Source organism: Neisseria gonorrhoeae (genome assembly GCF_003315235.1).
GTDB lineage: Bacteria > Pseudomonadota > Gammaproteobacteria > Burkholderiales > Neisseriaceae > Neisseria > Neisseria gonorrhoeae.
In genome coordinates, this window is record NZ_QNRU01000039.1 from 1 (window position 1) to 13,068 (window position 13,068).

Annotated in this window: 13 protein-coding genes and 1 pseudogene; 4 read left to right on the top strand and 10 right to left on the bottom strand. The window is 46.5% G+C overall.

Going from position 1 to position 13,068, the window contains the following annotated elements:
• Nucleotides 1–74: pseudogene (locus tag DFR77_RS11370) on the top strand (IS1595 family transposase); the annotation flags it as partial.
• Nucleotides 75–292: 218 nt separating this feature from the next.
• On the opposite strand, the gene gyrA reads toward DFR77_RS11370, so the two are convergent.
• The gene (gene gyrA, locus DFR77_RS11375) at nucleotides 293–3,043 is read right to left on the bottom strand and encodes a DNA gyrase subunit A (protein WP_003692988.1); all 2,751 of its coding nucleotides are present in this window, start codon (nucleotides 3,041–3,043) and stop codon (nucleotides 293–295) included.
• Between the two features lie 97 nt (nucleotides 3,044–3,140).
• A complete protein-coding gene (gene hscB / locus DFR77_RS11380) occupies nucleotides 3,141–3,641 on the bottom strand; it encodes a Fe-S protein assembly co-chaperone HscB (protein ID WP_003688894.1) in 501 nt (166 codons plus the stop codon).
• Between the two features lie 81 nt (nucleotides 3,642–3,722).
• On the opposite strand from hscB, the gene DFR77_RS11385 reads away from it, so the two are divergent.
• Complete coding sequence (locus DFR77_RS11385) at nucleotides 3,723–3,944, top strand: alternative ribosome-rescue factor A (protein WP_003688893.1); 222 nt, start codon at nucleotides 3,723–3,725, stop codon at nucleotides 3,942–3,944.
• Here the strand turns inward: DFR77_RS11385 and iscA are convergent.
• The 6 genes from iscA to iscR form a co-directional block, all read right to left on the bottom strand.
• Nucleotides 3,904–4,224 carry an iron-sulfur cluster assembly protein IscA gene (iscA, locus tag DFR77_RS11390; RefSeq protein ID WP_010951096.1) on the bottom strand — a complete coding sequence of 107 codons (321 nt, stop codon included), beginning with the start codon at nucleotides 4,222–4,224 and terminating at the stop codon, nucleotides 3,904–3,906. The two genes, DFR77_RS11385 and iscA, sit on opposite strands and share 41 nt — an antisense overlap.
• 86 nt (nucleotides 4,225–4,310) lie before the next feature.
• Complete coding sequence (gene iscU / locus DFR77_RS11395; RefSeq protein WP_002213175.1) at nucleotides 4,311–4,697, bottom strand: Fe-S cluster assembly scaffold IscU; 387 nt, start codon at nucleotides 4,695–4,697, stop codon at nucleotides 4,311–4,313.
• A 12-nt stretch (nucleotides 4,698–4,709) separates the two neighbouring features.
• On the bottom strand, nucleotides 4,710–5,204 hold the full coding sequence (locus DFR77_RS11400; RefSeq protein WP_003688888.1) for a Fic/DOC family protein: 495 nt from the start codon (nucleotides 5,202–5,204) through the stop codon (nucleotides 4,710–4,712).
• A 305-nt stretch (nucleotides 5,205–5,509) separates the two neighbouring features.
• Nucleotides 5,510–5,821, bottom strand: a complete 312-nt coding sequence (locus tag DFR77_RS11405) for a hypothetical protein (RefSeq protein ID WP_003688887.1) — start codon at nucleotides 5,819–5,821, stop codon at nucleotides 5,510–5,512.
• Nucleotides 5,806–7,020, bottom strand: coding sequence for an IscS subfamily cysteine desulfurase (locus DFR77_RS11410; protein WP_003688882.1), 1,215 nt, complete (start codon nucleotides 7,018–7,020; stop codon nucleotides 5,806–5,808). Before DFR77_RS11410 ends, DFR77_RS11405 begins: the two co-directional genes overlap by 16 nt.
• A 28-nt stretch (nucleotides 7,021–7,048) precedes the next feature.
• Nucleotides 7,049–7,495: a Fe-S cluster assembly transcriptional regulator IscR gene (gene iscR / locus DFR77_RS11415; protein WP_003688879.1), complete on the bottom strand. Its 447-nt coding sequence runs from the start codon at nucleotides 7,493–7,495 to the stop codon at nucleotides 7,049–7,051.
• On the opposite strand from iscR, the gene DFR77_RS11420 reads away from it, so the two are divergent.
• Together DFR77_RS11420 and DFR77_RS11425 are read left to right on the top strand one after the other, a co-directional pair.
• On the top strand, nucleotides 7,482–7,724 hold the full coding sequence (locus DFR77_RS11420; protein WP_225577432.1) for a hypothetical protein: 243 nt from the start codon (nucleotides 7,482–7,484) through the stop codon (nucleotides 7,722–7,724). The genes iscR and DFR77_RS11420 overlap by 14 nt on opposite strands.
• Before the next feature lie 120 nt (nucleotides 7,725–7,844).
• Nucleotides 7,845–9,017: an alpha-hydroxy acid oxidase gene (locus DFR77_RS11425; protein WP_003688876.1), complete on the top strand. Its 1,173-nt coding sequence runs from the start codon at nucleotides 7,845–7,847 to the stop codon at nucleotides 9,015–9,017.
• Nucleotides 9,018–9,165: 148 nt separating this feature from the next.
• Here DFR77_RS11425 and DFR77_RS11430 read toward each other — a convergent pair whose 3' ends face one another.
• Nucleotides 9,166–11,190, bottom strand: coding sequence for a DEAD/DEAH box helicase family protein (locus DFR77_RS11430; RefSeq protein ID WP_003697168.1), 2,025 nt, complete (start codon nucleotides 11,188–11,190; stop codon nucleotides 9,166–9,168).
• Nucleotides 11,180–13,009: a DNA methyltransferase gene (locus tag DFR77_RS11435; protein ID WP_113852140.1), complete on the bottom strand. Its 1,830-nt coding sequence runs from the start codon at nucleotides 13,007–13,009 to the stop codon at nucleotides 11,180–11,182. Before DFR77_RS11435 ends, DFR77_RS11430 begins: the two co-directional genes overlap by 11 nt.
• Nucleotides 13,010–13,068: the final 59 nt, after the last annotated feature.

Genomic DNA, 13,068 nt, shown 5'->3' on the forward strand with positions numbered 1-13,068 from the left:
AATGCGAATTTCGACTTAACTTCGGCACACCGTCCCGGCAGCTAAAAATCCTGCGGGATCGGTGTGGAATTTAGGGATAATCTAGTACAGCCCCTTGTTTTTAATTGACTATAGTACGGCAAGGCGAGGCAACGCTGTACTAGTTTAAATTTAATCCACTATATTTGTACTGTCTGCGGCTTCGTCGCCTTATCCTGATTTTTGTTAATCCGCTATATTGTGAGAAGCTGGATGACGGATGAGGGAAAAATAAATGCCGTCTGAATCTTCAGACGGCATCGGGAGATGATTTTCAGTTCTCGGCTTCCGGTTCGGTTACATTGGAAATTACAGAAGCGCCGGAGAGTTCGGATTCGTCTTCGGCAACACGTTCCAGCGATACCAAGGTTTCGCCTTCGTCCAAGTTAATCAGTTTCACGCCTGCTGCGGCGCGGCCGGTTTCGCGGATTTGTTCGACTTTGGTACGGATAAGCACGCCGCCGCTGGTAATCAGCATCAAATCGTCGGTTTCGCCGACCAAGGTTGCGGCGACCAAATCGCCGTTGCGCTCGCCGGTGTTAATGGCAATACTGCCTTGCCCGCCTTTGTTTTTGCGGCTGTAATCGGCAATCGGGGTGCGTTTTCCGTATCCGTTGGCGGTGGCGGTTAAAACTTGCAAACCGCTTTCTTCGGTTTCAGGGGCGAAGGTAATCAGGCTGACGATTTTGCCGTCGGCAGGCAGGCGCATACCGCGCAAACCGCCGCTGCCGCGACCGGACGGACGCACGCCGTTTTTGCCGCTTGGCAGGGTGTTTTCGTTGTCGGCGGTTTCGTCTTCGAGGTCGTCTGAAATCTCGGTTTCGATGTCGGCATCTTCCGCTTCGTCGTTGCCGGATTTTTCCCAGTATTCGTTGAAGCGGATGGCTTTGCCCAAGTTGGAGAACAACATAATGTCGTCCGCACCGCCTGTTTGCGCAGCGCCGACGAGGTAGTCGCCTTCTTTGAGTGCGATGGCTTTAATGCCTTGGGCGCGGACGTTTTTAAAGGCGGAAAGTTGGACTTTTTTCACCATTCCCTGCGCGGTGGCGAAGAAGACGTATTGGTCTTCGGGAAACTCGCGTACTGCCAGAATCGCGCTGACTTTTTCGCCTTCTTCCAGCTGGATGACGTTGTTAATCGGACGGCCGCGGCTGTTGCGTCCGCCTTCGGGCAGTTTGTAAACCTTAATCCAGTGGCACTTGCCGAGGTTGGTAAAACACATCAAATAGTCATGCGTGTTGGCAACAAACAGGGTTTCGATAAAGTCTTCGTCTTTGGTGGCAGCCGCCTGTTTGCCGCGCCCGCCGCGACGCTGAGCCTGATAGTCGGTGGTCGGCTGGGTTTTTATATAGCCGCCGTGGGTCAGGGTCACGACCATTTCGCGTTGCGGAATCAGGTCTTCATCGGCAATGTCGCCGCCGAACGGGTTGATTTCGCTGCGGCGTTCGTCGCCATAGTTGGTTTTGATTTCTTCCAGTTCGTCACGGATGATTTGGGTAATGCGTTCGGGTTTGGAGAGGATATCCACAAAGTCGATGATTTTACCCATCAGGTTTTTGTAGCTTTCGATAATTTCTTTCTGATCGAGGCCGGTCAGGTTTCGCAGGCTCATGCGTAAAATAGCATCTGCCTGAATCTCGCTCAGGTAATAACCTTGTTTTTTCAGACCAATGTTTGCAGCCAATCCTTCCGGACGCATCATTTCCAAATCCAGACCGGAACGCGTCAGCATTTCTTCAACGAGGCTGCTGCGCCAAGGGCGCGCAAGCAGTTTTTCTTTGGCCTCGGCCGCGTTGGGCGATTCTTTGATGAGCTTGATGATTTCATCGATATTGGACAGTGCGACGGCTTTGCCTTCGGCGATATGCCCTTCATGGCGTGCCTTCTTCAGCCGGAAAAGCGTACGTCGGGTAACGACTTCGCGGCGGTGGCGCAGGAATTCGGAGAGAATCTGTTTCAGGTTTAACAGGCGCGGTTGTCCGTCGACCAAAACAACCATATTGATGCCGAAACTGTCTTGCAGCGGAGTCAGTTTGTAGAGTTGGTTTAAGACGACTTCGGCATTTTCGTTGCGTTTCAGCTCGATAACGACGCGCATCCCGGATTTGTCGGATTCGTCGCGGAGCTCGGAAATGCCTTCCAGCGTTTTTTCCCGAACCAAATCGCCGATTTTCTCGACCAACTTGGCTTTGTTGACCTGATAGGGGATTTCGTCGATAACGATGGCTTCGCGTTCGCCGTTTTTGCCTATGGGTTCGATATGGGTCTTACCGCGTATAACGACGCGGCCGCGGCCTGTTTTATAGCCTTCGCGCACGCCGCCCAAGCCGTAGATGGTTGCCCCGGTCGGGAAGTCGGGGGCTTGGATAATGTCGATCAGTTCGTCGATTTCGGTTTTGGGTTCGTCCAAAAGACGCAGACAGGCGTTGATGGTGTCGGTGAGGTTGTGCGGCGGGATGTTGGTCGCCATACCGACGGCGATACCGGACGAGCCGTTGACGAGCAGTGTGGGGAAACGGGTCGGCAGTACAAGCGGCTCGTGTTCGCTACCGTCGTAGTTCGGGCCGAAATTAACGGTTTCTTCCTCAATGTCTGCCAGCATTTCATGTGAGATTTTCGCCATGCGGATTTCGGTATAGCGCATGGCTGCGGCGGCAAGCCCGTCCACCGATCCGAAGTTGCCCTGTCCGTCTATCAGCACATAACGCATAGCGAAATTTTGCGCCATACGGACGATGGTGTCGTAAACTGCGGAATCGCCGTGGGGGTGGTATTTACCGATGACGTCGCCGACGATGCGCGCCGATTTTTTGTAGGCGGCATTCCAGTTATTTTTCAGCTCGTGCATCGCGTACAGTACGCGCCGGTGCACCGGCTTTAGGCCGTCGCGAACGTCCGGCAGCGCGCGCCCGACAATGACGCTCATGGCGTAGTCGAGATAGCTTTTGCGCATTTCGTCTTCAAGGCTGACGGGCAGGGTTTCGAGGGCGAATTTGTGGTCGTGGCGGATGGTTGCGTCGGTCATGGTTTCAATGTTTCGTATGGCAAAAAATTGTTGCTTATTTTAGCATATTTCGACATGAAACGGTGCCGCGGTTATGCCGTCTGAAACACGGTGCGGATTATAATGCGGAGGAAATTTCGTGGCGGAGTTTGTCGAGAAACCTGCCTTGGCGGACTTGTTGTGCGGCGGTGTCGCAGTCTTGGCGCGCGAATGACTGTTTCAGACCGCAGAACAGTTTTTCTTGTTCGGCGCGGATTTCGTTATCGAGATTTTTCAAGGATTCAAGGTTGTTGCCTGCCCGTGCCTCCATCAGCGTTTCGCGCCATTCCATTTGCTGCATGAGGAAGTCGGGGGCGAAAGAGGTATGTTCCGGCGCATCGGCATCGATACCCGATGTTTTCAGCAGGTACGCGGCGCGGTCGATGGGATTTTTCAAGGTGCGGTAGGCATCGTTGATGGTGGAAGACATCATAACCGCCTGTTTCTGCTCGAAAGCGGAAGCGGAAGCGAATTTGTCGGGATGGAAACGGGCGGCCAAGGCGCGGTAGGTTTGTTCCAAGTTTTCGGTGCCGATATCGAAAGCGGGTTCAATCCGGAAGAGGGTGAAATATTGGGACATAGTAGGATGATAAATGTAAGATTTTGGCAGAAAACTGTTTTTGCCTTATAATCTGCGGCTTCTTAAACGAAAGGACTGAATATGGGCGGCAAAGCGCAGCACAATAAAGGCAAAATACGCGACAATGCTTTAAAAGCCTTAGTAAAATCCGATTTGTTCCGGCACAAGGTGGAACGGAAAAGGAAAGGCAAAGGCAGCTATAACAGGCAGGAAGCGAAAAAACGGCGGGACGGTTTTGATACTGTCCCGCCGTTTTTATGCCTTAAACGTGGAAGCTCTCGCCGCAGCCGCAGGAGTCTTTGACATTGGGGTTTTCAAATTTGAAACCTTCCTGCAAATCTTCTTTGGTGTAATCGACTTGTGTGCCGTCCAGATAAACCAAGCTTTTCGGGTCGATATAAATGCGCGCGCCGTGTCCTTCGAAAATCAGGTCGTCGCCGTTGGCTTCATCGACAAATTCAAGGTTGTACGCCATCCCCGAGCAGCCGCTGGTTTTTACACCCAAGCGTACGCCCAAGCCTTTGCCGCGTTTGGCGAGATAGTCATTGATGTGTTTTGCGGCATTCTCGGTAAGGGTAATCATATTTCTTCCTTGTTGTACCGCCCCGGACGGATCCGAAGCGGCGGGTGGTTCGGACGGCATTGTGGGACGATGCCGTCTGAAGGGCTTTATCTGTTTTCCTGACGTTTGCGGTAGTCGGCAACGGCCGCTTTTACCGCATCTTCAGCCAAGATGGAGCAGTGGATTTTTACCGGCGGCAATTCCAGTTCTTCGGCGATTTCGCTGTTTTTGATTGCCAGCGCGTCATCCAGACTTTTGCCTTTGACCCACTCGGTAATCAGGCTGGACGAAGCGATGGCGGAACCGCAGCCGTAGGTTTTGAATTTCGCATCTTCGATGATGCCTTCATCGTTCACTTTGATTTGCAGGCGCATCACGTCGCCGCAGGCCGGCGCGCCGACCATGCCGGTGCCGACGGACTCGTCGTTTTTGTCGAAAGTGCCGACGTTGCGGGGATTTTCGTAGTGGTCGATTACTTTATCGCTGTATGCCATGATGTGGTTTCCTTAAAATATCGTGGTTTGTTGATGTTTTAGTCGTCTGAAAAAGACGATTGTTCTAAATTGTCTAATAATTAGGCGTGCCAATAAGCTGCTATCGGCATGGTATGCCTGAATACAGGCTTGAATCATTTGTTCGGCAGAGATATTTTGCCAATGTATCTGAAAACCGTTTTTTATTGCCAATTGTGTCATAAACAGGCGCAATGTTCTGCCGTTTCCTTCACGAAAAGGATGTAGGACGTTCAACTCGTCCAAATAATAGGCTGCACGCTCGGCGAATTTATCTTTATCCAACACCCGCAAATAGTTTTCGTTTTTCAGCTTCTCCAAAAGTTTACGGCTTTCGTTTTCGATAAAAGCAAAATTGGCAAATCGGGTATTACCTTTAGAAATATCAACCCTCCGGATTTTTCCTGCCCAATCATAAACATTGCCAAACAGTTCGCGATGAATGGTCTGTAAATGCGCCAAATCGAAATTGCCTGTAATGGGTTGCAAAAGCAGATTTTGGGCGGAAATAGCAGAAATGTCTCTTTCGACCTTTTTTAAATTTAAGTGGATCTTGAATGGCTAATTTATTTCTAAATACACCATCATTCATATAGATTACGTCTTCACCACCGTATTTACTCATTTTTTTAGAACCTTTGTTTAATTTTTCTTATTTCTTTCTCAATATTTGTTTTACCAATCTTTAGAAGTTGCATTGCATATTGAGTTTGTCGGCTAATTTCTAAATTCTCCATTTTCCATGAACCAGTGATATCATCAACATCTTTTGTCCAATGATCTTCAATAGTTAACTATTTCAAACTTCCTTTATCACGATCAATAATATCAAGATGATGTCCTCCTTGATAAACAAAAATGATTTTATTCTCAAATAAGGAAGAGAATTTTTTGAATATAGATCGATTGTATTCAATAACAGATAAAGCAAATTCAATATCTTTTTTTAATACGTCTAAATCTTGTTCATAATCTAAGTCAAATTGTTCAAAATATTTTCCATAAATAATACGTTTATAACCATTTGGCAAATTAATAATTTTAACTTTCATGGTATTCTTTCTCAGACAGCCTTTGTTTGACATCAATCTTAATGCGCCGCCCATTCGATCGAGTTCAGATCAATACCGTCTTTGAACATTTCCCACAGCGGCGACAGTTCGCGCAGTTTGCCGATTTTGGATTTGATCAGTTCTGCCGCGAATTGCACTTCTTCTTCGGTGGTCATGCGGCCGAAGGTGATGCGCAGGGATGAGTGCGCCAGTTCGTCGTTGCGGCCAAGCGCGCGCAGGACGTAGCTGGGTTCGAGCGAGGCGGAGGTGCAGGCGGATCCGCTGGATACGGCGAGTTCTTTCACCGCCATAATCAGGCTTTCGCCTTCGACGAAGTTGAAGCTGACGTTCAGGTTGTTCGGGGCGCGGTGTTCGAGGTCGCCGTTGATATAGACTTCTTCGATGCCTTCGATGCCTTTGAGGAAGATGTCGCGCAGTTTCAGGTAGTGCGCTGTGTCTTGTGCCAATTCTTCTTTGGCGATGCGGAAGGCCTCGCCCATGCCGACGATTTGATGGGTCGGCAATGTGCCGGAACGGAAACCGCGCTCGTGACCGCCACCGTGCATTTGGGCTTCGAGGCGGACGCGCGGTTTGCGGCGGACGTACAGCGCGCCGATGCCTTTGGGGCCGTACACTTTGTGCGCGGACATCGAGAGCAAGTCGATTTTGGCGGCTTCGACATCGACAGGCACTTTGCCGCAGGCTTGGGCGGCATCGACGTGGAAGGCGATTTTGCGTTCGCGGCAGATTTCGCCGATGGCGGGAATGTTTTGCACCACGCCGATTTCGTTGTTCACCCACATTATGGAAATCAGGATGGTGTCGTCGCGGATGGCGGCTTTGAGTTCTTCCAAATCAATCAAACCGTTTTCCTGCACGCCGAGGTAGGTAACTTCAAAGCCTTGGCGTTCGAGTTCGCGCATCGTGTCGAGCACGGCTTTGTGTTCGGTTTTGACGGTGATGAGGTGTTTGCCTTTGGTTTTGTAGAAGTTTGCCGCACCTTTGATGGCGAGGTTGTCGGACTCGGTCGCGCCGCTGGTGAAGACGATTTCTTTGGGGTCGGCGTTAATCAGGGCGGCGATGTCGGCGCGGGCTTTTTCGACGGCTTCTTCTGCCGTCCAGCCGAATGCGTGGCTGTTGGAGGCGGGGTTGCCGAAGGTTTCAGTCAGATAGGGAATCATTTTTTCGGCAACGCGTTTGTCAACGGGTGTGGTGGCGGCGTAGTCGAGGTAAACGGGGGTTTTGACGGTCATGGTTTGCTCTTTCTTTTTCGGGTGTTATTTAATGGATGTGTGTAAATTGGACGACGCGGCTGCCGTCGCCGTTGTTTTTCTGTTCGATGATGCTTTGCAGGGTAACGCTGCCGAGATAGTCGTTGATGGTTTTGTTTAAATTCTCCCAAAGGTCGTGCGTCAGGCAGGGCGCGCCGTGGTGGCAGTTGGCTTTGCTGCCGCATTGGGTCGCGTCCAGCCGGTCTTCGGCGGCGGAAATGATTTGGGCGATGTTGATTTGTGCGGGAGGGGCGGCGAGGATGTAGCCGCCGCCGGGCCCGCGCAGGCTTTCAACCAGTCCGGCGCGGCGGAGTTTGCCGAACAATTGCTCGAGATAGGAGAGGGATATATTTTGGCGTTCGCTGATGGCACTGAGTTTGACGGCGCCGGTTTGCGCGTTCATCGCCAAATCCAGCATAGCGGTAACGGCGAAACGCCCTTTGGTGGTCAGTCTCATGGTGGTGGTTGCCCGTGTCGGCTTTTTTATAGTGGGCGGAATTGTCCAATATCTGAGTGTTTCAGTCAAGTATGGGGGAGCTGTTGCCGATTGTTTGTTTAAATGGCGGTATAGTCTGATTTTGCTTTATTTGTTTGGTTTTTTGAATCAGTTAGTTATGTTTTTTGAGGAGCGGCGGTTGGGGCGTTTTGCCGGCAAGCGGTTTCAAAACGATTTGATTTATTTTTAATATTGATATAGATTATCTAAATCTTAGTGATTTATTTGGGTATTGCCCGAAATGCCGTTTGAAGGCTCAAGCAGTTTCAGACGGCATATTCCATCAGGCTGTTAAACAGGGAAAAACAAGATGAAACGTGATTTGAGCAAAATGACCTGCATCGAAGACTTGCGCCGCGTTGCCAAGCGCAAAATGCCGCGTATGTTTTACGATTACATCGATTCGGGTTCGTGGACGGAAACGACTTATAGGGAGAATACTTCGGATTTCAAAGATATCCGCTTCCGACAAAAGGTATTGGTCAATATGGAGGGACGCAGCCTCGAAACCAAAATGATCGGGGGGGATGTGAAAATGCCGGTGGCGATTGCGCCGACGGGTTTTACCGGCATGGCACACGCAGACGGCGAAATTTTGGCGGCGCGTGCGGCGGAGAAGTTCGGTATTCCGTTTACGTTGTCCACCATGTCCATCTGCTCGATTGAAGACGTTGCCGAGAACACCAGCGCGCCGTTTTGGTTTCAGCTTTATGTGATGCGCGACCGCGAATTTATGGAAAACCTGATTAAGCGTGCGAAAGATGCCAAATGTTCGGCATTGGTATTGACTGCCGATTTGCAGGTTTTGGGTCAACGCCACAAAGACATCAAAAACGGCCTGTCCGCGCCGCCGAAACCGACCATCGCCAATTTAATCAATCTGGCGACCAAGCCCGAATGGTGCATGAAAATGCTGAACACGGAACGCCGCACGTTCCGCAATATCGTCGGACACGCCAAAAACGTCGGCGATTTGTCTTCACTTTCTTCGTGGACGGCGGAACAGTTCGACCCGCGCTTAAGCTGGGACGACGTGGCGCGGATTAAAGATTTGTGGGGCGGCAAGCTGATTATCAAAGGCATTATGGAACCCGAAGACGCGGAAAAGGCGGCGAAAAGCGGTGCGGATGCATTGGTCGTTTCCAACCACGGCGGCCGCCAGCTCGACGATACTGTGTCCGCCATCAAGGCCTTGCCCGATATTGTTTCCGCAGTCGGCAGCGACATCGAAGTTTGGATGGACAGCGGTATCCGCAGCGGTCAGGATATTTTGAAGGCGTGGGCTTTGGGTGCGAAAGGCACGATGATAGGTCGGGCGTTCCTGTATGGTTTGGGTGCGTATGGCGAAGAAGGCGTAACGCGCGCGCTGGAGATTTTGTACAAGGAAATGGATGTGTCGATGGCGTTTACGGGACACCGCGATATTCAAGATGTCGATGCCTCGATTTTGAGGAGTAAGGATTGGGGCAGGGAAACGGTTTAGATACTGAAAAATACGATGCCGTCTGAATACATGGTTCGGACGGCATTAAAATTTGGTTGTATTTTAATAATGTGTTGATTAAATATCTGACAAAACGCCCTTTTGTAAAGGAAGTTTTGCCGAACGGGGCTGCCTGCAATGCACTACTCTATTTTTCAAGCGATGCCGCACCTAAAGGGAATAACTCTGTAAATTGTCCATTTTTCTGATGATCAGTAAAAAACGGCAAACCGATCAAACGATAATGCGGTGTATTTTTTTGCAGGATCTTATCCCTCCCATATTCCACTGTGATTGATTTTAAAAAAGCTTCTTTCCACGAATCATTTTCCACTAAATGCCCGCCTTTCGGTTCAATGAAAATTTGGTAATGCAAAAAGTCGTCCACGCTGTCGGAAGAAGATTTTTGTTTATCTTTCAGCAATAAAACAAAGTCCGGCATAAATCCTTCGCCATCGGCAAAGTTATTCAATTTAAACACTTCTTCATTGCGGATTAAATGAACGTCATATTGAGATTTCAAATCGCCCAAGCGCGCTGAAATAAATTGAATTAACGCTTCTTCCAAACCCGTTCCGGCAAAATTATCCATCACATACCAATCATTTTGCGTGGCAATAGCAGTTTTTATATCATCTTTTTTGACCCATTTTTGTTTTGGCGTGCCGAAAATTTCCCACAATTTTTTAGGTGTAAATTCTTTTGTACCGATAAACGGTATATCACTTTCATTCAGATGTTTTTCAACCATTTCCAAGATTTTCAGGCAGCCTGCAAGTTTATCATCCGGGCGAACCTGTTTATCTTGCTCTAATCCCAAAAATTCAATCTGCCAGTCTTTCAACAATTTATTTTGCAATTCATTGCGATTTTGAATGTCGAGTTTGCTTTGCAGGCGGTCAAAATGGAATAAAGATTGACTATTTTTCCCTTTGATATGTAATGCTTTATTGAAAATATGCCGCTCCATTTCACTCATTTTTATGGTTTGAGTAAAATTATTTTGTGTGCCGATTTGTCGGGCTGTTTCATCATTTTCATCGGCTGTAAATTGCGTTTCCTGCAACAGTTGATTACCGTGAACTTGGAATGAAAGCGTTTGCGGATTGGCTTGCAGGCTGTCTGCATTATTGCTTTTGGCGTTTGGGTTGGGGATTTTTTTATTCGCCCAAATTAACAACTCTCTAAAATCCTTATTATCTGCAAATTCAGATTTGAGCTTAAATGTTGCCAATACCTTATCATCGTCTTTTTCAGGCAAATAACCGTCTTTTCGTAACTCGTTTTTCAGTTCTGTAATATAGCGGGATTGCTCATCGTGCGTGTAATAAAACAATTCTTCCAAGATACGCAATTCATGTTGCATATCGTTGTCAAATTTGCGTTTATTCGGCTGTTTACCTTCAAACGCAAATGGAAAATAACGCACGCCGCGACCAATCAACTGCTTTTCCGATACGGTGGCGGCAGCAACCATATGCTCCCAGCCTTTGCGTTCAATTTCGGCATCGCTGGTACGCTCGTTCATTTCCTTTTCTAAATCTAATTCGCCTTGTTTTTTGCCTTTGGTTTGCGCGTTTAAATGGTGTGCTTCATCGCCCAGAATCACAAGATTTAATTCGTGCAAATCCGCCAATGTGGTTTGATTTTCTCGCTCGGTGTGAATATCGTTATATAGTTTTTGAATGCTGGTAAATTTAATTTCAATGCCGTCTGAATATTGGCTAAATGTCTCCACTTTGCGAATGGGAATTACCGTATCACCTTGCAAAATTTTCTCGGTAAATAAAAATTTTGGATGCGTCGGGTCGATAAAATTATTTTCCGTTTTATATACTATATTGTTTTTATTGACGAAAAATAAAAAATGCCGATACCCTTTCTCAAAATAATACAGAATCAATGCCGCTATCATCATCGTTTTGCCTGCACCTGTTGCCATATTGAACAGCAAATGGGTAGGGCGGTTTTTGATGTCGGGGAAATCCTTTAATTTTGAAGTGCGGTCAAAAATCACAAAATTTTCTAAAGCCGATTTTTGCCATTCAAAAAACGGATATTTTAAATTATTGGAAACAAATTCAGGCAGCGCGAAAAAATCCGTCTGTTCCATTTCTTCCAGCATTGATTTGCGGTCTTCCACCCAATCAAACAACGTTTTATTATTCGCCATCTTTTTTCTCCGCTTGATGTTTTACTGATTGATAGAACGCACGGCTTAACGCTTTATCATCATCATTCAGGCAGCCTGCAAATTGTTCATCGTCCATTTCGGATAATGAAATATACATTTGATTTAAATCCAACATTTCAAGCATCATTTGTTTTTGTTCGTCTAATGCCAAGGATTGAAATTCAGGCTCTTCAATAATTTGGCTAAATTCATTTACGCTGACGTTGTATTTCAAGAAATGGCGTTCGCATAAACCTTCAAACAGCGTTTTGATGCCGTCTGAATTTTCGCACGCCAAAATTTGTTGTTTTGCGGTTTCGTTAAATGGGGAAAGTTCGGCATAAACAAACTCGCCACCACCTTGCCAATTCACAGCTTTTGAGATACCGCCTTGCTCGCCGTCAATTACTTTTTTCATGCGTTCAACGGCAAGCGTTTCAATATAATCCATTTGTTCAATGCCGATGTATTGGCGGTTCATTTTATGGGCGACGGCGGCGGTTGTGCCACTGCCCAAGTGGTAGTCTAGAACGATGTCGTTTTCGTTGGTTGTGATGGTAATAAAATCTTGGATAAGTTCTTCTGGTTTAGGATTTTTAAATGCCTTTTCACCAAAAAGATTTTTCATCTGTTCAGTTCCATTACCACTACTGTATTCAGGTTTATAAAAAATAGTTTTAGGTTTTTTTGTAGGTAAATCATCTAATTCAGGTCTTTGTTTTTTATACAAGGAAATTCCATTTTTAGATTGGCTAACAATAATATCCGTCTGCAGCCTTGCCTTATTCTTTATTGAATACCCCCAACGCCAACGCCCCCATTGTTTATCAGCAATAGGTAAAATAAAATTGTATCCAAGATTTTCGTATTTCTCTTTTAGCTTTTGAATAAAATCATCATTGAATACTTCTAAATCTTTATTATAGATTTGAGAAAATTCTTCATCTGTAATTGTACTAACTGTGTTATTTTTTACCAAAAAAGGATAGAACATTTCAGGTCTATCTTCTCTTTTATCTTCGGTTCCTGTTGCTCGCATTGGAGCTCCTTTTTTATAAAACCCAATTTCATCTTCTTCCCATTTCTCTAAAAAATTATCTTCATCTATTGGAAATTCATAAAAAGTAGATTTATCTTTATTTTTAGCAAAGACTAGTGTGTATTCGTGAGTGCCAGCAAAAGCATATTCATCATTATTACCTTTTAAATTCATAATAGTAGGCAGATTTCCGATAAAATTTTCAAATCCAAAAATTTCATCTAACAAAATTTTTAGATAAGCATTTCCATCATCATCAATAGAAATAACAATAATCCCGTCATCAGTTAATAATTCTTTGGCAATTAATAAACGATTTTTCATAAATGTAAGCCAAGTAGATAATTTAAAGTTAGTGTTATAACCAAAACTATCTTGTGGTTTCTTTTTAACAAAATAATAAGGCGGGTCAATATAAATCAGCTTCACTTTGCCTTTAAACTGTTTGGCAAGCGAATGCAGGGCAATCAGATTATTGCCTTTGATAATAAGATTTTCGGCTGGCGTACCGTCTGAACGGCGTTTGATTTCGCCAACGGGTTGTTTGCCGTCTGCGGTGTGGCGGGAGAATTTTGAGAATGCTTTTGCGTCAAAAAGCCGGTCAATTTCATCAAAAGCAAGCGTTTGATTAAAAAAGATTTCTTGTCTTTTTCTGGTTAATTTGGTGTATAATTGGCTGGCTGGCTGGCTGGCTGGCTGGCTGGCTGGCTGGCTGGCTGGCTGGCTGGCTGGCTGGCTGGCTGGCTGTCTGCTTGTTCGGTTCTTTGTCCGTCCTTCAATACGCTATGTTTACACTGAAAATCTAATTCAATATACGATTTGTCTTTCAAAAATCTGTT

Bases quoted from the DNA above. Each gene is read 5' to 3' on its own strand.
- DFR77_RS11410 (WP_003688882.1), bottom strand. From the start codon at position 7,020: ATGACCGTCAAAACCCCCGTTTACCTCGACTACGCCGCCACCACACCC.
- DFR77_RS11430 (WP_003697168.1), bottom strand. From the start codon at position 11,190: ATGGCGAATAATAAAACGTTGTTTGATTGGGTGGAAGACCGCAAATCA.
- gyrA (WP_003692988.1), bottom strand. From the start codon at position 3,043: ATGACCGACGCAACCATCCGCCACGACCACAAATTCGCCCTCGAAACC.
- DFR77_RS11425 (WP_003688876.1), top strand. From the start codon at position 7,845: ATGAAACGTGATTTGAGCAAAATGACCTGCATCGAAGACTTGCGCCGC.
- hscB (WP_003688894.1), bottom strand. From the start codon at position 3,641: ATGTCCCAATATTTCACCCTCTTCCGGATTGAACCCGCTTTCGATATC.
- DFR77_RS11405 (WP_003688887.1), bottom strand. From the start codon at position 5,821: ATGGGCGGCGCATTAAGATTGATGTCAAACAAAGGCTGTCTGAGAAAG.
- iscA (WP_010951096.1), bottom strand. From the start codon at position 4,224: ATGATTACCCTTACCGAGAATGCCGCAAAACACATCAATGACTATCTC.
- iscU (WP_002213175.1), bottom strand. From the start codon at position 4,697: ATGGCATACAGCGATAAAGTAATCGACCACTACGAAAATCCCCGCAAC.
- DFR77_RS11385 (WP_003688893.1), top strand. From the start codon at position 3,723: ATGGGCGGCAAAGCGCAGCACAATAAAGGCAAAATACGCGACAATGCT.
- iscR (WP_003688879.1), bottom strand. From the start codon at position 7,495: ATGAGACTGACCACCAAAGGGCGTTTCGCCGTTACCGCTATGCTGGAT.